The sequence below is a fragment of the Bacillus sp. FSL K6-2971 genome, from assembly GCF_038006405.1.
Lineage (GTDB): Bacteria > Bacillota > Bacilli > Bacillales > Bacillaceae > Bacillus > Bacillus pumilus.
On the sequence record NZ_JBBOVD010000001.1, the window covers coordinates 1,810,954 to 1,831,510 of the forward strand.

General features: G+C 42.2%; 16 protein-coding genes. All 16 read left to right on the forward strand.

The annotated features are described in order from the left end of the window. Positions 1-6 precede the first annotated feature (6 nt). The 16 genes from MHI33_RS09425 (at position 7) to MHI33_RS09500 (ending at position 20,520) form a co-directional block, all read left to right on the forward strand. A complete protein-coding gene (locus tag MHI33_RS09425; RefSeq protein WP_003211405.1) occupies positions 7-633 on the forward strand; it encodes a chemotaxis protein CheC in 627 nt (208 codons plus the stop codon). Next, complete coding sequence (locus MHI33_RS09430) at positions 633-1,133, forward strand: chemotaxis protein CheD (RefSeq protein WP_044141899.1); 501 nt, start codon at positions 633-635, stop codon at positions 1,131-1,133. The genes MHI33_RS09425 and MHI33_RS09430 overlap by 1 nt, the downstream gene beginning before the upstream one ends. Positions 1,134-1,157: 24 nt before the next feature. Further along, positions 1,158-1,925 (forward strand): FliA/WhiG family RNA polymerase sigma factor, encoded by a 768-nt coding sequence (locus tag MHI33_RS09435; protein WP_012009976.1) that lies wholly within the window; start codon positions 1,158-1,160, stop codon positions 1,923-1,925. A 21-nt stretch (positions 1,926-1,946) separates the two neighbouring features. After that, complete coding sequence (locus tag MHI33_RS09440) at positions 1,947-2,486, forward strand: Swarming motility protein SwrB (protein ID WP_044141898.1); 540 nt, start codon at positions 1,947-1,949, stop codon at positions 2,484-2,486. Between the two features lie 155 nt (positions 2,487-2,641). Continuing rightward, positions 2,642-3,376, forward strand: coding sequence for a 30S ribosomal protein S2 (gene rpsB, locus MHI33_RS09445; protein ID WP_003212093.1), 735 nt, complete (start codon positions 2,642-2,644; stop codon positions 3,374-3,376). Positions 3,377-3,467: 91 nt separating this feature from the next. After that, positions 3,468-4,349 carry a translation elongation factor Ts gene (gene tsf / locus MHI33_RS09450; protein ID WP_044141897.1) on the forward strand — a complete coding sequence of 294 codons (882 nt, stop codon included), beginning with the start codon at positions 3,468-3,470 and terminating at the stop codon, positions 4,347-4,349. A 133-nt stretch (positions 4,350-4,482) separates the two neighbouring features. Then, the gene (gene pyrH, locus MHI33_RS09455; protein WP_003210919.1) at positions 4,483-5,205 is read left to right on the forward strand and encodes a UMP kinase; all 723 of its coding nucleotides are present in this window, start codon (positions 4,483-4,485) and stop codon (positions 5,203-5,205) included. Position 5,206: 1 nt separating this feature from the next. Beyond that, entirely contained in the window at positions 5,207-5,764 is a 558-nt protein-coding gene (gene frr, locus MHI33_RS09460; RefSeq protein ID WP_003212469.1) for a ribosome recycling factor, read from the forward strand. 129 nt (positions 5,765-5,893) lie between these two features. Further along, positions 5,894-6,676, forward strand: a complete 783-nt coding sequence (locus MHI33_RS09465; RefSeq protein WP_044141896.1) for an isoprenyl transferase — start codon at positions 5,894-5,896, stop codon at positions 6,674-6,676. A gap of 12 nt (positions 6,677-6,688) precedes the next feature. After that, entirely contained in the window at positions 6,689-7,483 is a 795-nt protein-coding gene (locus MHI33_RS09470; RefSeq protein WP_044141895.1) for a phosphatidate cytidylyltransferase, read from the forward strand. Positions 7,484-7,522: 39 nt separating this feature from the next. Next, a complete protein-coding gene (gene dxr / locus MHI33_RS09475; protein ID WP_044141894.1) occupies positions 7,523-8,674 on the forward strand; it encodes a 1-deoxy-D-xylulose-5-phosphate reductoisomerase in 1,152 nt (383 codons plus the stop codon). Between the two features lie 6 nt (positions 8,675-8,680). Continuing rightward, the gene (gene rseP / locus MHI33_RS09480) at positions 8,681-9,946 is read left to right on the forward strand and encodes an RIP metalloprotease RseP (RefSeq protein WP_106055909.1); all 1,266 of its coding nucleotides are present in this window, start codon (positions 8,681-8,683) and stop codon (positions 9,944-9,946) included. A gap of 80 nt (positions 9,947-10,026) precedes the next feature. Then, the gene (locus tag MHI33_RS09485; RefSeq protein ID WP_044141892.1) at positions 10,027-11,724 is read left to right on the forward strand and encodes a proline--tRNA ligase; all 1,698 of its coding nucleotides are present in this window, start codon (positions 10,027-10,029) and stop codon (positions 11,722-11,724) included. 135 nt (positions 11,725-11,859) lie between these two features. Then, positions 11,860-16,113 (forward strand): PolC-type DNA polymerase III, encoded by a 4,254-nt coding sequence (locus MHI33_RS09490; protein ID WP_340913805.1) that lies wholly within the window; start codon positions 11,860-11,862, stop codon positions 16,111-16,113. Positions 16,114-16,533: 420 nt separating this feature from the next. Continuing rightward, the gene (locus tag MHI33_RS09495) at positions 16,534-18,384 is read left to right on the forward strand and encodes a glycoside hydrolase family 9 protein (protein WP_044141890.1); all 1,851 of its coding nucleotides are present in this window, start codon (positions 16,534-16,536) and stop codon (positions 18,382-18,384) included. Positions 18,385-18,414: 30 nt separating this feature from the next. Further along, positions 18,415-20,520: a glycoside hydrolase family 48 protein gene (locus MHI33_RS09500; RefSeq protein ID WP_340910821.1), complete on the forward strand. Its 2,106-nt coding sequence runs from the start codon at positions 18,415-18,417 to the stop codon at positions 20,518-20,520. Positions 20,521-20,557: the final 37 nt, after the last annotated feature.

A 20,557-nucleotide genomic window follows, 5' to 3' on the forward strand; every position in this document is an offset into this window, starting at 1 on the left:
TGTGAAATGAGCATTTTCAATGAAATAAAAGATGAACAGCTGGATGTGTTAAGAGAGGTCGGGAATATTGGAGCAGGCCACGCCGCGTCTGCTCTTGCCAGCCTATTAGATCGCAAAATAGATATGGCTGTTCCGTTTGTCAAGGTTCTCTCTTTTGAAGAATTAATGGATTTTTTTGGTGGTGCAGACCTCCCAGTTGCAAGTATTTTCCTGCGAATGGAAGGAGATTTATCTGGCTCTATCTTTTTCATTATGCCCTTTGAGCAAGCCGAGCAATTTGTAAGAGAGCTTGTACGAGATCCAGCATTTGATATTGATACCATTCACGAGCATGTGATGGGGACGTCAGCACTACACGAGCTGGGAAATATTTTAGCAGGCTCTTATTTATCAGCCCTTGCCGATTTAACAAAATTGCAGCTTCACCCAAGTGTTCCAGATGTTACGCTCGATATGTTCGGGGCTGTCATTAGCGAAGGATTAATGCAATTTAGCCCTCTAGGTGATCAGGCAATTGTGATTGATACATCAATTTTTGATGATCAAAATAAGCAAGAGCTGAAAGGAAATATGTTTCTATTACCAGACTTTGAATCGTTTGAAAAACTATTCAAAGCATTAGGTAACCTGTAATGAACGTTCAGATTCCGGCAGTTGTAAAGGTTGGTATTGCGGATGTTCAGCTTGTGAAAACACCGGATCGCATTCGGACATCCGGACTTGGTTCTTGTGTAGGGCTTGTTCTGTTTGATCAAGAAAAAAAACTGGCAGGTCTTGTCCATGTCATGCTTCCAGACTCATCCCTTGCAAAAGGGGCAGTGGAGAACTTGGCTAAATATGCAGATACAGGTGTCAAGCATACAATTGATCTGCTCCTTAAAGAAGGAGCGCGCAAACATGCGCTAAAGGCAAAACTTGCTGGTGGCGCAGAAATGTTTAAGTTTAAGACAACCAATGATCTGATGAGAATTGGACCTAGAAACGTATCAGCTGTTAAAGAACACCTGTCTCTTTATCGCATCCCGATCATTAGTGAGGATACGGGCGGGAACAATGGCCGTACGATTGAATTTGACCCGCTTACGACAGAGCTTGAGATCCGCACTGTGAAGCAAGGCATTATGAAGATATAACTAAGGAAGTATAGGGGGAGAAAGATGCAATCCTTAAATTACGAAGATCAGGCGCTATGGGCTAGATGGAAAGAGTGGAAGGACCCAGCTGCTGGAGATGATCTTATGCGCCGCTATATGCCGCTTGTCACATATCATGTTGGAAGAATTTCCATCGGTCTCCCGAAGTCAGTGCATAAAGAAGACTTGATCAGTCTAGGGATGCTCGGTTTATATGATGCCCTTGAAAAATTCGACCCCGGAAGAGATCTGAAGTTTGATACATATGCATCCTTCAGAATCCGCGGGGCCATCATCGACGGTCTTCGTAAAGAGGACTGGCTGCCTCGTACATCAAGAGAAAAAACAAAAAAAGTAGAAGCGGCTATTGAAAAGCTTGAACAACGCTATTTACGAAATGTGACGCCGACAGAAGTGGCAGAGGAACTTGGCATGAGTGAACAGGATGTTGTCACAACAATGAATGAAGGTTTCTTTGCAAATCTGCTTTCAATCGACGAGAAGCTGCATGATCAAGAAGACGGTGAAAACGTCCAAGTCATGATTCGCGACGAGAAAACTGTGACACCTGAGGAGAAGATGCTGAAAGATGAATTAATAGAACAGCTTGCTGAAAAAATGACCGAGCTATCTGAAAAAGAAAAGCTCGTGATCAGTCTTTTCTATAAAGAGGAACTGACGTTAACGGAAATCGGTCACGTGCTCAATTTATCGACCTCACGCATTTCGCAAATTCATTCAAAGGCATTGTTCAAGCTTAAGCATCTGCTTGATAAAGCCATTCAATCTTAAAGAGTTAGTGAGTGAAAAAATATGTTATGGCTGATTAGCTTCATGCTTCATGCTGCACTTATTTATTTTGTGATCATTTTATATACGAGAATGAATTCGCTGAAGGCAACTGAACAAAAGCAGCGAGAACTTCTAGAAGAAACGGAAAATACCCTGGCTGCATTTTTGATGGAAGTCAAAGAAGAGAATGACAAACTATCAAAAGTGGCAGCCGCTTCCCCTGATTTTTCTGCTGTAGAGCTGAAAACAGATTTTCAGACACCAAAGCAGCCACAAACACCAATTGAATCCCAGCAATCGGTAGAAAGTGAAGAGCCAGTACCAGAGCACTTGTCGGCTCTCCTTAGCGAAGTTGAAGTGCAGGAAGAGAAGGTAAACGAACCCGTTCCACATCTTGAATCAGACGCTTTTGCGTCTTCTGAAAGTGAAGTAGAAGAAACATTCGAGGACCAAGTGAAGACCTTATATGACCAAGGGCATTCGCTAGAAGAAATAGCGAAAGAACTGAAAACGGGCAAGACAGAAATCGAGCTTTTATTAAAATTTAGCGGAAAGCTGTAAAGGATTCTTGATTGTCAGTCCATCATGTGTTATATTATTTCTTGGTGTTAAATACACACGCTTAATGATTCGTATGAAGGTGCTGCCGTGGCGCAGTTTTATGTGAACATGACTTGAGCGGAGGAAAAAAAACCATTATATTAGGAGGCAACAACATGTCAGTTATTTCTATGAAACAATTGCTAGAAGCTGGTGTACACTTCGGTCACCAAACACGCCGTTGGAACCCAAAAATGAAGCGTTACATCTTTACAGAGCGTAACGGTATCTACATCATCGATCTTCAAAAAACGGTGAAAAAAGTAGAAGAAGCTTACAACTTCACGAAAAACCTTGCTGCTGACGGAGGAAAAATCCTTTTCGTTGGTACGAAAAAGCAAGCACAAGATTCAGTGAAAGAAGAAGCAATCCGTTCTGGTATGTTCTATGTGAACCAACGCTGGCTTGGTGGAACTTTAACAAACTTTGAAACAATCCAAAAACGTATCAAACGTTTAAAAGATATTGAAAAAATGCAAGAAAACGGTACATTCGATGTTCTTCCTAAGAAAGAAGTCGTTCAACTGAAAAAAGAATTAGAACGTCTTGAAAAATTCCTAGGCGGAATCAAAGACATGAAAGGTCTTCCGGATGCACTTTTCATTATCGACCCTCGTAAAGAGCGTATTGCAGTTGCAGAAGCTCGTAAATTGAATATCCCAATCATCGGTATCGTTGACACAAACTGTGATCCAGACGAAATTGATGTTGTGATCCCTGCAAACGATGATGCAATCCGTGCTGTAAAACTTCTAACTGCTAAAATGGCAGATGCGATTCTTGAGTCTAAACAAGGCGAAGAAGAAGCTGTTGTAGAAGAAACGACAGAAACTGAAACAACAACTGCGTAACCTATTCAAAAGGTGATAAGAGGGAAATGCCTTTTATCACCTTTTTTTCACCTAGTAATCCGTGTTTTAACATAGAAGGAGGAAATGTAAAATGGCTATTACTGCTCAATTAGTGAAAGAACTGCGTCAAAAAACTGGTGCAGGTATGATGGACTGTAAAAAAGCGTTAACAGAAACTGATGGTGACATCGATAAAGCAATCGATCTTCTAAGAGAAAAAGGAATTGCAAAAGCTGCGAAAAAAGCAGACCGTATTGCTGCAGAAGGATTAACTCTTATCAAAACTGACGGCAACACAGGCGTGATCCTAGAAGTGAACTCTGAGACTGATTTCGTTGCGAAAAACGAAGGATTCCAATCACTTCTTAACGAACTTGCTGATCATTTGCTTGCTGCTAAACCTGCAACAATTGAAGAAGCTCATGCTTCTAAAATGGAAAACGGTTCAACAGTTGAAGAGCATATTACATCTGCAATTGCGAAAATCGGAGAGAAAATCACTCTACGTCGTTTCTCTGTTATCACGAAAGAAGATAACGCAGCATTCGGTTCTTACTTACACATGGGCGGACGCATCGGTGTGTTAGCTGTTCTTAACGGAACAACTGACGAAGAGCTTGCAAGAGACATCGCAATGCACGTTGCTGCTGTAAACCCTAAATACATTTCTCGTGACCAAGTGTCAGAAGAAGAAGCAAACCGTGAGCGCGAAGTATTAACGCAGCAAGCGCTTCAAGAAGGAAAACCTGAAAACATCGTTGCTAAAATGGTAGAAGGCCGTCTAAACAAATTCTTCGAAGAAATTTGTTTACTTGACCAAGCTTTCGTTAAAAACCCAGATGAAAAAGTGAAACAAGTAGTAGCTGCGAAAAACGCAAGCATTCAAACTTATGTTCGCTATGAAGTGGGCGAAGGCATTGAGAAGCGTCAAGACAACTTTGCTGATGAAGTGATGAGCCAAGTGAAAAAATAATGTTTAAAAGCTCTCTGGGGCTTTTTTAGGGAGCACAAGCACTGTGTTCCCTATTTTTTAGAGGATATTGATTTACAAAAGGCAGTTTCTTACGCATAATAAGAGACGGTATAGTATACACTTGGAGGTTATCATGAGCAAACCGAAATATAATCGCATTGTACTGAAGCTAAGTGGCGAAGCACTAGCAGGTGATGCTGGAAATGGAATTAACCCAACTGTCATTCATTCAATTGCAAAGCAAGTAAAAGAAATTGCAGAGCTAGATGTTGAGGTTGCAGTTGTTGTAGGCGGAGGAAACCTTTGGCGCGGTAAGACAGGTAGTGACTTAGGAATGGACCGTGCAACAGCAGACTACATGGGCATGCTGGCAACAGTGATGAATTCACTCGCGCTACAAGACAGCCTAGAAACGCTTGGCATTCAGTCTAGGGTACAAACCTCTATCGAAATGAGACAGGTTGCAGAACCATACATAAGAAGAAAAGCGATCCGTCATCTTGAGAAGAAACGTGTCGTGATTTTTGCTGCAGGTACTGGTAACCCTTATTTCTCTACAGATACAACGGCAGCACTTCGTGCAGCAGAAATTGAAGCAGATGTCATTTTAATGGCGAAAAATAATGTAGACGGTGTCTACAGTGCTGATCCTCGTACAGATGCGGATGCAGTAAAATATGACAAGCTTTCATATCTTGATGTGCTAAAAGAAGGGCTTGCAGTAATGGATTCTACTGCGTCCTCATTATGTATGGACAATGACATTCCATTAATCGTATTCTCTATTATGGAAGAAGGAAATATTAAACGTGCCGTAAATGGCGAATCAATTGGAACGATAGTGAGGGGGAAATAACGTGTCAAAAGAAGTATTGAACCAAACGAAAGAAAAAATGGAAAAAGCCGTTCAAGCATACGGACGTGAACTTGCAACTGTTCGTGCGGGCAGAGCAAATGCTTCATTGCTTGATAAAGTGACGGTTGATTATTACGGTGCACAAACACCACTTAACCAAATCGCGTCAATCACAGTGCCAGAAGCACGTATGCTGATTATCACACCTTATGATAAAACAGCTATCGGTGATATCGAAAAATCGATCCAAAAGTCTGATCTTGGCATCACGCCAACAAGTGACGGAAATGTGATCCGTATTGCGATTCCTGCACTAACAGAAGAAAGACGTAAAGAGCTTGTGAAAGTGGTAAGAAAATATTCAGAAGAAGCAAAAGTAGCTGTTCGTAATGTTCGTCGTGATGCAAACGATGAGTTGAAAAAGCTCGAGAAAAATGGTGAGATCACTGAAGATGAATTAAGATCATCAACAGAGGATGTTCAAAAATTGACAGATGAATATGTCGCTAAAATTGATGACGTGACGAAAGATAAAGAAAAAGAAATCATGGAAGTTTAAGAAAAAACTATGTACAATAGATAATAGTGAAAAGACCCTCTTCATGTTTACAGGGGGTTTTTTTGTTAATACTGTTGGTGACTATATTATTAGCGGAAACGCAACCTTTTTGGGTGATGGAGGAATCTCATGCTCAATATACTCAAAAATTGGAAGAATCAGCAAACTGCAGCTTCCAACTTAGAAAGTCTGACAAAAGAAGACATATTAAATGGAGAAATTCCTGCACATATCGCCATTATCATGGATGGGAACGGAAGATGGGCAAAAAAACGTGCTCTTCCGCGGGTAGCAGGACATCATGAAGGAATGAAAGTCGTCAAGCGCATGACAAAGCTTGCAAATGAGCTGAATGTCAAAGTGCTGACTTTGTATGCTTTCTCTACGGAAAATTGGAAACGTCCAAAACTAGAAGTAGACTTTTTAATGAAACTTCCTGAAGAATTTTTGAACATCTACCTGCCCGAGCTCATCGAGGAAAATGTCCGTGTGCGCTTAACAGGTGATCCAGACGGCCTCCCGCAGCATACGAAAAGAGCGGTAGAGAACGCAGTAAAGAGTACGGCGAATAACGACGGACTCGTTTTGAATTTTGCGCTCAACTATGGAGGGCGCACAGAAATCGTCTCCGCATGCAGACAAATTTCTGAAAAAGTCAAAGAAGGTAAGCTTCAAGCAGAAGACATCACAGAAGAGATGTTTTCAGCTTATTTAATGACAGAATCTCTTCAAGATCCGGATTTGCTTATTCGCACAAGTGGAGAAATTAGATTAAGCAACTTTATGCTTTGGCAAATTGCGTACAGCGAGTTTGTCTTTACGGATGTGCTTTGGCCTGACTTTTCTGATGAGCATCTTATAGGCGCTATCGGAGAATACCAGCGCCGCGGCCGGAGGTTCGGTGGAATTTAGAGGGTGGTGCAGATGAAACAAAGAATTTTGACGGGTGTTTTGGCAGCTGCAGTCTTTTTACTTGCAGTTATATATGGACAGATGCCATTTACCCTGCTGATTTACTTAATGGGAAGTGTCGCTCTCTTTGAGCTTCTAAGAATGAAAAAGATATCGATTTTCAGCTTTCCTGGTATTGTCAGCTTAATATTGCTTTGGCTTTTAATGGGCGGAGAGAACAGCTTCTTCCCGAACGTAGACGCATCAAAAATGCAGATTGCTTTATTTGCAGTCTTAATTCTTTTAACTTATACAGTGTTGAGCAAAAACTCTTTCACATTCGATGAGGTTGCTTTTGTGATATTAGCGACATTATATATTGGTGTCAGTTTCTATTATTTTATCCAAATTAGAGGCTTATATGGCATGAGTGCGATCTTCTTCGCAGCAGTGATTATTTGGTCCACTGACTCAGGTGCCTATTTTATTGGGAAATCTATGGGAAAACGAAAGCTCTGGCCAGAGATCAGCCCAAACAAAACAGTAGAAGGATTTATCGGTGGAATCGTCACAGCGGTCGTGTTGTCATTTGTGTTTCAGGCGGTTACAGGATTTTTGCCATCATATCTGCTTGTTATGTTTATTACGCTTTTGCTCAGTATCTTTGGGCAGCTTGGCGACCTTGTGGAATCTGCTTTAAAGCGTCATTACCACGTGAAGGATTCAGGGACAATTCTCCCTGGACATGGCGGGATTTTGGACAGGTTTGACAGCTTTTTATTCGTTCTGCCGTTTTTATATTTACTGCTCGCAACGTTTGCCAGCTAACCTCATAGAAACTTATTGAACGAGAGAAGGAGTGGCAATTTGAGATATATTTCGCTATTAGGCGCAACAGGATCAATTGGAGAACAAACATTAGATGTGATGAGGCAGCACCCAGACAAATTTAAGCTGAAAGCCATGACGTTTGGCCGAAATGTAGACAAAGCCATACCAATCATTGAACAGTTTCAGCCTGAATTTGTCGGATGCTTAAGTGAAGAGGCCTATCACACGCTAAAAGGTCATTCATTTGAATACGATGTCAAGATAGCTGCTGGTGATGAAGCCAACATCGAAGCCGCGACCTATGAAGCAGTGGACGTTGTGGTCAATGCCCTTGTCGGAAGTGTCGGGCTTGTTCCAACATTAAAGGCCATTGAACAAAAAAAGACGATTGCACTCGCAAATAAGGAAACACTTGTGACAGCTGGTCATATAGTAAAAGAGTACGCGAAAAGATATGATGTACCTTTACTTCCTGTCGATAGTGAGCATTCCGCTATTTTTCAATGCCTGCAAGGTGAACAAGCTAAAAACATTGAACGCTTAATCGTGACAGCTTCAGGTGGTAGTTTCCGAGATAAAAAACGAACTGAACTTGAAGGTGTTACGGTTGAAGAAGCGCTGAACCACCCAAACTGGTCAATGGGAGCGAAAATTACCATTGATTCAGCGACGATGATGAATAAAGGGCTCGAGGTGATTGAAGCGCATTGGTTGTTTGATATACCTTATGACCAAATTGATGTGCTGTTACATAAGGAGAGCATTATCCATTCGATGGTGGAATTTCACGACAAAAGCGTCATGGCTCAGTTAGGGACACCTGACATGAGAGTGCCCATTCAATATGCACTCACATACCCTGACAGGGCGCCATTACCAGAAGCGAAATCATTGAACCTTTGGGAGATTGGACAATTGAATTTCCAAAAAGCGGATTTTGACAGGTATCGCTGCTTACATTTTGCTTATGAATCAGGTAAAATAGGGGGGACAATGCCTGCTGTGCTCAATGCAGCAAATGAAATGGCAGTCGATGCATTTCTGAAAGGCAAAGTAACGTTCCTGCAAATTGAAGAATTGATTGAAAAGGCACTAAACAGACATCATGTGATTTCAACGCCTAGTTTGCAAGATATCCATGAAGTGGACAAAGATACACGAGACTTTGTTCAATCAATCCTCACATAAGGTGGTATGTTCGTGAATACAGTGATTGCGTTTATTATTATTTTTGGAACGCTCGTTTTTTTCCACGAGCTTGGCCATTTAATTATGGCGCAGCGAGCGGGGATTTTATGCCGTGAGTTCGCAATTGGTTTTGGACCGAAGATTTTCTCCTTTAAACGAAAGGAAACCGTTTATACCATTAGACTTCTCCCTATTGGCGGATTTGTTAAAATGGCAGGAGAGGACCCTGAAGTCATTGAAATTAAACCAGGTCATACAGTGGGGCTCTTATTCAATGAGCAAAATGAAGTAGAAAAAATCATCTTAAATGATAAAGAAAAATATCCTGATGCACTTGTCATCGAAGTGGAGCAAATTGATTTAGATCATGCCATGAGAATCTCAGGATATGAAGCTGGAAATGAAGATATTTTGACTGGCTACAATGTGAGTCAAACAAGCTTTTATATTGCAGATGGTGAAGAAATTCAAATCGCACCGTACAATCGCCAATTTGGATCAAAAACGGTATGGCAGCGTATTAAAGCGATCGCAGCTGGACCGATTATGAACTTTATTTTGGCTTATGTGATTTTAGTTGCTTTAGGATTTATTCAAGGGGTTACCGTTGATGATCCTGTACTCGGCAAGCTGACGAAAGACGGCCGCGCGGCAGAAGCTGGACTCATGCAGGGAGACCACATCGTGTCCATTAACGGGGATAAAATGAATTCTTGGACAGACGTCGTTCAAACCGTTCAAAAGAACCCTGAGAAAAAAATGAATGTCGTCATTGACCGAGACGGAAAAGAAAGCACTGTGCAGGTTGTACCAGAAGCTGTGAAAGCAGACGGAAAAAACATTGGCCGTTTCGGATCTTATCCGCCAACGGAAAATGGATTTCTGAAGGTTATTTCATCCTCAGGAACAACTGTGATTTCAACAGCAGGTTTGATTTTAACGAACTTGCAAAAAATTGTCACAGGGCAATTTTCATTAGATATGTTAGCAGGTCCTGTTGGGATTTATGACATGACAGGAGAAGTAGCTAAGCAAGGTGTGTTAACATTAATGCAGTTTGCGGCGTTCCTTAGTATTAACTTAGGCATCGTGAATTTATTGCCGATTCCTGCACTAGACGGAGGACGTTTACTATTCTTGTTTGTTGAAGCCATTCGCGGTAAACCAATTAATCGTGAGAAAGAAGCACTTGTTGTCTTTATCGGTGTTGCATTCCTCATGCTGTTAATGCTAGTGGTTACGTGGAATGACATCCAGCGATTATTTTTATAAAAACCAATGTCTCTTGTTTCTCATTACGGGAAACAAGAGTTTTTGTGAGAAGTCCTATTTCATAAATGAGGTGTAACGACATGAGACAATCCCTGACTTTTATTCCAACTCTTCGAGAGGTGCCAGCAGATGCTGAAGCAAAAAGTCACCAGCTCTTAGTAAGAGCTGGGTTCATTAGACAAAATACAAGCGGAATCTATCATTATCTTCCGCTTGCTCATAAAGTCATCCAGCATATTCAATCCATCGTTCGCAAAGAGATGGAAAAGGCGGGAGCAGCTGAGCTGTTAATGCCAGTGCTGCAGCAGGCAGAAATGTGGCAAGAGTCAGGAAGATGGTATACATACGGTCCAGAATTGATGCGTATGAAAGATCGTCATGGCCGTGAGTTTGCACTTGGCCCAACGCACGAAGAAGTGATTACATCACTCGTACGCAGCGAAGTGAAATCGTATAAGAAACTTCCTTTAACTCTTTATCAAATTCAATCAAAATTCCGCGACGAACAGAGACCGCGTTTTGGGCTGCTGCGCGGACGTGAATTTATTATGAAAGATGCGTACTCATTCCACTCTTCACCAGAAAGCCTTGATGACACTTACAATAAGATGTTTACAGCTTACTCCAATGTATTCTCAAAAGTAGGTCTTAATTTTAGACCAGTCATTGCAGATTCTGGTGCAATGGGAGGAAAAGATACACATGAGTTTATGGCACTGTCAGAAGTAGGAGAAGATACAATCGCATACTCTGACACATCTTCCTATGCTGCGAACATTGAAATGGCTGAAGCTGTATATCAAGGGGAAGAAGCAAACCCTGCGGACTTCAAAGAACTTGAAAAAGTCCATACACCGCAAGTGAAAACGATTCAAGACATCGCTGGATTTTTAGAAGTTGATCCTTCTCTTTGTATCAAGTCTGTTTTGTTTAAAGCAGATGATGCGTATGTTCTCATCCTGACGAGAGGCGACCATGAAGTAAATGATGTGAAAGTGAAAAACTTGGTAGGAGCACAGCTTGTAGAGCTTGCTACTCGCGAAGAAGTACTGGAAGTCATTGGAACAGAGCCTGGATTTGTTGGCCCAGTGAAGCTGGAAGCAGAAGTCGATATTTATGCAGACCTTGCGGTTAAAGGCATGACAAATGCTGTCGCAGGTGCAAACGAGGCGGATCATCACTATGTCAATGTCAATCCTGCGCGTGATGTGTCAGTGAAAGAATTCACAGATCTTCGTTTGATTCAAGAAGGAGACGTTTCTCCAGATGGAGAAGGCACAATCCAATTTGCCAAGGGGATTGAAGTAGGACAAGTCTTTAAACTAGGCACTCGTTATTCTGAGTCAATGGATGCGACGTACCTTGATGAGAATGGTCGAGCGCAGCCAATGATTATGGGTTGCTATGGTATCGGTATCTCTAGAACGCTTTCAGCGATTGTTGAACAGCATCACGATGAGAAAGGAATCATTTGGCCGGAAGCTGTTGCGCCATATGACCTTCACCTCCTTGCATTAAATATGAAAAACGATGCTCAAAAAGAGCTAGCTGAAACGTTATACGAGCGCTTAGAAGATCAGGGCTTTGACGTACTTTTCGATGACCGCCAGGAGCGTGTCGGAGTGAAATTTGCAGACAGTGATTTAATTGGGCTGCCAATTCGCATTAGCTGCGGAAAACGTTCAGAAGAAGGCATTGTTGAAGTGAAGTTTAGAAAATCAGGGGAATCACACGAAGTATCTGTTGATGAGCTGATTTCATTTATACGCCAAGCATAAAAAACGAACAAAAAAATGAAGGTACCTCCTGTAGAAAAGAGGTACCTTTCTGATTGACAAAAGGAGGGTCCTGTCTTGGATGAACAATTACCGATCACACGGCGGCAATTTCATATATTACTCAATCAGATTCAAATGACAGATGATGACCTCAGTCGTTACTTTGAAGAAGGAGAAATCGTCAAATTGACGGTGCATAAGGCGACGAAAACGTGGCATTTTCTTTTTAAATTTAAGGCGCTTCTGCCTTACAAGGTATATGCGATGTTTCTCAGCAGGCTGACAAATGCATTTTCTCATATTGCACAAGTTACTTGTACGATTGAAGTCAATGATCCAAGCATCTCTGAAGAGCTCGTTCAATCGTATTGGTCACATTGTGTGGAAGAGCTTCAAGGAATTTCTCCTCCAATCATCAGCTTGCTTCAGCAGCAAAAACCATCGCTGTCTGGACATAAAATCATCATCAAAACGAAAAGCGAAACAGAGGCTTTGGCCATCAAGAAGAAGTACAGTCCAATGCTCCAGGCTGCTTTTAAACAAGTAGGCTTTCCAGAACTTCAATTTGATACAGAAATTTTTGTATCAGATCAAGAGATTCAGAAGTTCAGAGAACAAAAGCTTGCTGAAGATCAAGAAAGAGCGATGCAAGCTCTCACTGAGATGGAGAAGAAGGAAAGTGAGGAGCAGGAGGAAGGTCCGTCTGGCCCTCTCATGATTGGCTATCAAATTAAAGACAATGAAGAAATTCGTACGCTTGATAGTATTATGGATGAGGAAAGAAGAATCACCGTCCAGGGCTACGTATTCGATGCAGAAACGCGTGAGCTGAAAAGCGGCAGAACGCTTTGTATTTTTAAAATTACAGATTATACAAACAGTATTTTAATCAAAATGTTTGCAAGAGAAAAAGAAGATGCCCAGCTGATGAAATCATTGAAAAAAGGCATGTGGGTCAAAGCAAGAGGAAGCATTCAAAACGATACGTTTGTTAGAGACCTTGTCATGATTGCCAATGATGTAAACGAAATGAAACCTCAGCTGAAAGAAGATACGGCACCTGAGGGTGAAAAGCGTGTCGAGCTTCATTTGCATTCCCCAATGAGTCAAATGGATGCTGTTACTGGCATCGGCAAGTTGGTAGAACAAGCAAAAAAATGGGGACATGAAGCAATTGCCCTGACGGATCATGCGGTTGTACAATCCTTTCCAGATGCGTATGCAGCAAGTAAAAAGCATGACATCAAAATGATGTATGGTGTGGAAATCAACTTGGTTGACGACGGAGTACCTATTGCCTATAACCCAGAGCACCGTTTGTTAGAGGATGCAACGTATGTCGTATTTGACGTCGAGACAACTGGACTTTCAGCTGTGTATGACACGATCATTGAACTGGCAGCAGTGAAAATAAAAGGCGGAGAAATCATTGACCGTTTTGAGGCATTTGCAAATCCTCATCACCCATTATCAGCGACAACGATCGAATTAACTGGTATCACGGATGATATGGTCAGAGATGCTCCAGATGTCGTCGATGTCGTACGGGATTTCAAAGAATGGATTGGACAAGATATCCTTGTCGCGCACAATGCAAGCTTTGATATGGGCTTTTTAAATACAGCGTACAAGCGCCTGTTAAAAACAGATAAAGCGTCAAACCCTGTGATTGATACACTGGAACTTGGCCGATTCCTTTACCCTGAATTTAAGAATCACCGGCTGAACACACTTTGTAAAAAGTTCGATATAGAACTGACGCAGCATCACCGGGCCATTTACGATGCAGAGGCGACAGGCTACCTCATGCTGAAAATGCTAAAAGATGCCGCTGAAAAGGATATTGCCTATCACGATCAATTGAATGAAAACATGGGTCAGTCTAATGCTTACCAGCGCTCACGTCCTTACCATGCCATTCTGATCGCACAAAATGAGACAGGGCTGAAAAATTTATTCAAGCTTGTTTCTCTTTCTCATATTCATTATTTCTACCGAGTGCCGCGCATTCCGCGCTCACAGCTTGAGAAATATCGAGAAGGTTTAATTATCGGGTCTGCCTGTGATAAGGGTGAAGTGTTTGAAGGAATGATGCAAAAATCACCTGATGAGGTGGAAGACATTGCAGCATTTTACGACTATTTAGAAGTTCATCCGCCAGAAGTGTATCAGCATCTGCTGCAGCTGGAGCTTGTTCGAGATGAACGTGCGTTAAAAGAAATCATCACAAACATTGTGAAGCTTGGCGAAAAGCTGAATAAACCAGTCGTAGCAACTGGAAATGTGCATTATCTGCATCCAGAAGACAAAATTTATCGTAAAATCTTAATTTCATCACAAGGTGGAGCAAATCCGCTGAACCGTCATGAACTGCCAAAAGTTCATTTTAGAACGACAGATGAAATGCTTGAAGCATTCTTCTTTCTAGGAGAGGAAAAAGCGAAAGAGATCGTCGTGACGAATACGAAAAAAGTCTCTGAGATGGTCGAAAGCATTAAACCAATCAAAGATGACCTATACACACCAAAAATTGAAGGTGCAGATGAAGAAGTACGGGAAATGAGCTATCAAATGGCGCGCAGCATCTACGGAGATGATTTGCCGAAAATCGTAGAAGACCGTATTGAGAAAGAATTAAAAAGTATTATCGGGCATGGATTCGCCGTTATTTACTTAATCTCTCATAAGCTTGTAAAGAAATCACTTGATGACGGATATCTTGTTGGTTCAAGGGGATCTGTCGGCTCATCTCTTGTTGCAACTTTAACAGAGATTACCGAAGTGAACCCGCTTGCGCCGCATTATGTATGTCCAAGCTGTAAGCATTCCGAGTTCTTTAACGACGGATCTGTTGGTTCAGGCTTTGACCTTCCTGACAAGGACTGCCCGGAATGTGGCACGCCGTACAAAAAAGACGGACATGATATTCCGTTTGAAACGTTCTTAGGTTTTAAAGGAGACAAAGTCCCTGATATCGACTTGAACTTCTCAGGTGAATATCAGCCGATTGCCCATAACTATACGAAAGAGCTGTTTGGTGAAGAGTATGTATACCGAGCAGGTACGATTGGTACTGTTGCAGAAAAAACAGCATATGGTTACGTGAAAGGCTACGCTGGAGATCATAATCTTCATATGAGGGGCGCAGAAATCGACCGGCTTGTACAAGGCTGTACAGGGGTAAAACGGACAACAGGCCAGCATCCAGGCGGTATAATTGTAGTGCCGGATTATATGGACATTTACGATTTCTCACCTATTCAATTTCCAGCAGATGCGACAGGTTCTGATTGGAAAACGACGCATTTTGATTTCCACTCAATCCATGACAACTTGCTTAAACTTGATATACTAGGGCACGATGATCCTACGGTTATTCGTATGCTTCAGGATTTAAGCGGAATTGATCCAAAAACGATTCCAACAGATGATCCAGAAGTGATGAAAATTTTCCAAGGAACAGAGCCTCTTGGTGTAACAGAGGAGCAAATTGGCTGTAAAACAGGTACACTCGGTATTCCAGAGTTTGGGACAAGGTTTGTTCGGCAAATGCTTGAGGATACAAAACCAACAACCTTCTCAGAGCTCGTTCAGATCTCTGGATTATCACACGGGACGGATGTATGGCTCGGGAACGCGCAAGAGCTCATTCACAATAAAACGTGTGAACTAAGTGAAGTGATTGGGTGCCGTGACGATATTATGGTCTATCTCATCTATCAGGGCTTAGAACCGTCACTTGCCTTTAAAATCATGGAGTCTGTTCGTAAAGGAAAAGGACTTCCCCCTGAATGGGAAGAAGAAATGAAGAATAATAATGTACCGAACTGGTATATTGATTCTTGTAAAAAGATCAAATACATGTTCCCTAAGGCCCACGCAGCTGCTTACGTATTAATGGCTGTACGGATTGCCTACTTTAAGGTGCATCATGCACTTTTATACTATGCGGCTTACTTTACCGTTCGTGCAGATGACTTTGATATTGAAACAATGACAAAAGGATCAAATGCGATTCGAGCAGTCATGGACGATATTAACTCAAAAGGTTTAGATGCATCACCGAAAGAAAAGAACCTATTAACTGTACTAGAGCTTGCCCTTGAAATGTGTGAAAGAGGCTACCATTTCAAAAAAGTGGACCTTTACCGATCAAGTGCATCAGAGTTTATCATTGATGGTGACGGATTGATTCCGCCATTTAACTCAATCCCTGGACTCGGAACGAACGTTGCGTTAAATATTGTTCGCGCACGACAAGACGGGGAATTCCTTTCAAAAGAAGATTTACAAAAACGCGGAAAAGTGTCGAAAACGATCCTAGAATATTTAGATCGTCAAGGCTGCTTAGAAGCACTTCCCGATCAAAACCAGCTTTCTTTGTTTTAATGCGATTAATGAAGAGCGCCCTTAAAGGGGCGTTTCTTTTTATATATACAATAATATTATTATGTTAACTAATAAAGAATTTCCACCAAATGGAATCATTTTCTAATTCATTCATATACCTTGATTTAGCGTGATGTTTTAAAAGAAGAGATTGTATGTCATTCTTTCTACCCAAATAGAGCAAAAAAGAGAATTTCGCCGTCTGAAATGTTCTCATGCGACATATGATCATTCTGGGTACAGTCACAGAAAGAATCAAGAGAAAAAAACTTCGATGAGCGCAAAGCTGATTGCTGTTTACTATGCTTATTTTTGAAACATATTTGATTCTTTTCAAAGCTGTTCAAATCACGTTCTGAATAAAAGGAGGTGGCTTGTCTATTCATGTTTGACTAGATAGAAGGGGTGAGTCATTCAGAAATGGCATCTTATAACTATGTAGAGGTTCTTCAAAAATCCTTGTTGTTTTATGAAGCGCAGCGGTCTGGAAAGCTGCCTAAAAGCAACCGTCTCAACTGGCGGGGAGATTCTGGACTAGAGGATGGGAAGGATGTAGGGCATGACTTAACTGGCGGCTGGTATGACGCAGGTGATCATGTGAAATTTGGACTTCCGATGGCCTACTCAGCAGCTGTGCTTGCATGGACAGTATATGAATACCGAGAAGCCTATGAAGAGGCAGAACTGCTTGATGACATCTTAGATCAAATCAGGTGGGCAACAGATTATTTTTTGAAAGCACATACAGGTCCGAACGAGTTTTGGGCCCAGGTAGGTGATGGGAATGCTGATCATGCTTGGTGGGGACCGGCAGAAGTGATGCCCATGAGCCGGCCAGCTTTTAAAATTGATGAAAATTGCCCTGGAACAGAAGTGGCCGCCCAAACTGCGGCAGCTTTAGCAGCGGGCTCTATCATTTTTAAAGAGACAGATGCCCCGTATGCAGCAAAGCTTCTAACGCACGCGAAACAGCTTTATGCATTTGCTGACAGGTATCGCGGCGAGTATACAGATTGTGTCACAAACGCTCAGCCGTTTTACAACTCATGGAGCGGCTATATTGATGAACTCATTTGGGGCGGAATCTGGCTGTACTTGGCAACAAATGAAGAAACCTATTTAAATCAAGCATTAAAAGCAGTAGAGGAATGGCCGAAGGATTGGGATTATACGTTTACCATGTCTTGGGACAATACTTTTTTTGCTTCGCAAATCTTACTCGCCAGAATCACGAAAGAGAATCGATTTATAGAATCGACAGAGCGTAATCTCGATTACTGGACGACAGGTTTTGTTCAAAATGGAAAAGTCGAAAGAATCACTTATACGCCTGGCGGTTTGGCATGGCTAGATCAATGGGGCTCACTGCGTTATACAGCAAATGCAGCATTTTTAGCCTTTGTTTACGCTGATTGGGTGTCAGATAAAGAAAAAAAGAATCGATACCAAACGTTCGCGATCAACCAAACTCACTATATGCTTGGTGATAATCCGCTTAATAGAAGCTATGTCGTTGGGTTTGGCCAGAACCCGCCGAAGCATCCACACCACCGAACTGCACACGGTTCATGGTCTAATCAACTGACAAATCCTTCGAATCATCGTCACACTCTTTATGGGGCGCTCGTTGGCGGACCTAATGCACAGGATCAATATGACGATGACATCTCTGATTATGTATCAAACGAGGTGGCGACGGACTATAATGCCGCTTTTACAGGAAATATAGCCAAAATGGTGCAGCTGTTTGGAAAAGGGCAATCAAAACTGCCCAATTTCCCGCCTAAAGAACAACCAGAGGATGAGTTTTTTGTAGAGGCAGCAGTGATGAATAACGATGTAACATCTACTCAAGTAAAGGCGGTTCTATACAATCGGTCCGGATGGCCGGCTAGACGTAGTCAAACGCTCTCCTTTAGATATTACGTCAATCTGAGTGAGGTCTTTGCAAAGGGATTCACAGAAAAAGATATTCAAGTGACAGCCGCCTACAATGAAGGCGCTTCCTTATCTCCGCTCAAGGTATATGACGCATCAGCTCACGTGTATTATGCAGAAATTGATTTTACAGGCGTAGCGATTTTTCCTGGAGGAGAATCAGAGCATAAGAAGGAAATACAATTTCGATTATCTGCACCAAATGGGTCGAATATATGGGATGCCTCAAATGATTATTCCTTTCAAGGCTTAACATCCAATATGCAAAAAACAACGAGAATTCCTGTTTTTGATGATGGTGCTTTAGTATTTGGTACACTTCCAGACAAATAAAAATCAAGATTTTTTGAAAGGGTGAAGGATTTGTCAAACAAAGAACGGTTTTTAACGCTTTATCATCAAATTAAAAGTGATGGGAATGGATATTTTTCATCAGAAGGAATTCCGTATCATTCAATTGAGACGCTTATTTGCGAAGCGCCTGATTATGGGCATATGACAACGTCAGAAGCGTATAGCTATTGGCTGTGGCTAGAGGTGTTGTACGGACATTACACAGGGGATTGGAGCAAATTAGAGGCAGCCTGGGACAATATGGAGAAGTACATCATCCCAGTAAATGAAGATGGAAATGATGAGCAGCCGCATATGAGCGCTTACAATCCTTCTAGCCCAGCCACATACGCAGCGGAAAAACCATATCCAGATCAATATCCTAGTCAGCTGAGCGGAGCTCGTGCTGCTGGTCAAGATCCGATTGATGGTGAATTGAAATCAACCTATGGAACGAATGAAACGTATTTAATGCACTGGCTGCTTGATGTCGATAACTGGTATAATTATGGGAACTTGCTCAATCCATCACATACAGCCGCATATGTGAACACGTTCCAGCGCGGGCCGCAGGAATCTGTATGGGAGGCGATCCCACATCCATCACAAGATGATAAATCTTTTGGGAAGCCAAATGAAGGCTTTATGAGCTTGTTCACAAAAGAAAACCAAGTACCAGCTGCTCAGTGGCGCTATACCAATGCGACGGATGCTGATGCGCGTGCAATACAAGCGATGTATTGGGCAAAGGAACTCGGCTACAATAATTCAACCTATCTTGATAAAGCGAAAAAAATGGGTGATTTTCTCCGTTACGGTATGTACGATAAGTATTTTCAAACGATTGGAAGCGGCAAGCAAGGGAATCCGTACCCTGGAAACGGAAAGGGTGCCTGTCATTACTTAATGGCGTGGTATACCTCTTGGGGCGGAGGACTTGGCGACTATGCAAACTGGTCATGGCGTATCGGAGCGAGCCACTGCCACCAAGGGTATCAAAACCCTGTCGCCGCTTATGCTTTGTCCTCAGACAATGGTGGTTTAAAGCCATCTTCTGCTACCGGTGCAAGCGATTGGGAAAAAACATTAAAAAGGCAGCTTGAATTTTATGTATGGCTTCAATCAAAAGAGGGAGCGATAGCAGGAGGCGCAACCAATAGCTGGAATGGAGACTATAGTGCATATCCGGCGGGAAAAAGTACTTTTTATGATATGGCATATGAGGATGCACCTGTATATCTTGATCCGCCTTCTAATAACTGGTTCGGGATGCAGGCATGGCCGATGGAGCGCGTAGCAGAGCTTTATTATATTTTTGTGAAAGACGGAGACAAAACATCTGAAAATGTCCAAATGGCCAAATCTTGCATCACAAAATGGGTCGACTATGCATTAGATTACATTTTTATCGGCAGCCGTCCTGTGTCGGATGAAGAGGGTTATTTCTTAGATGACCAAGGACAAAGAATTCTAGGAGGAACAAATGCTGCTGTTGCCACAACGAGTGCACCTGGCGAGTTTTGGCTTCCTGGAAATATTGCTTGGAGCGGACAGCCTGACACTTGGAATGGATTCCAGTCTGCAACAGGAAATCCAAACTTAACAGCTGTCACAAAAGATCCAACTCAGGATACGGGCGTACTAGGGAGTCTCGTCAAGGCTTTAACATTCTTTGCTGCTGCTACTAAGCTAGAAACAGGGGATTATACAGCGCTTGGAGTAAAAGCGAAAGATGCAGCCGCACAGCTCCTTGAGGTGGCGTGGAATTACAATGATGGCGTGGGCATTGTGACAGAGGAAGACAGAGAGGACTATGACCGCTTCTTTAAAAAAGAAGTGTATTTCCCAAATGGTTGGAACGGGACCTTTGGTCAAGGGAATCAGATTCCTGGATCAAGCACTATTCCTTCTGATCCGCAGCGAGGAGGTAATGGGGTCTATACGAGTTTTGCTGATCTTCGTCCGAACATTAAACAAGATCCAGCATGGTCTTCACTCGAGAGTAAATATCAGTCTTCATTTAATGAAGCAACAGGCAAATGGGAAAATGGGGCACCGGTTTTCACTTATCACCGTTTTTGGTCACAAGTGGATATGGCCACTGCCTACGCAGAATATCATCGTCTGATCAACTAACAGGTGAAATTTAAGCTGCCGGTTTCTTTGAGCCGGC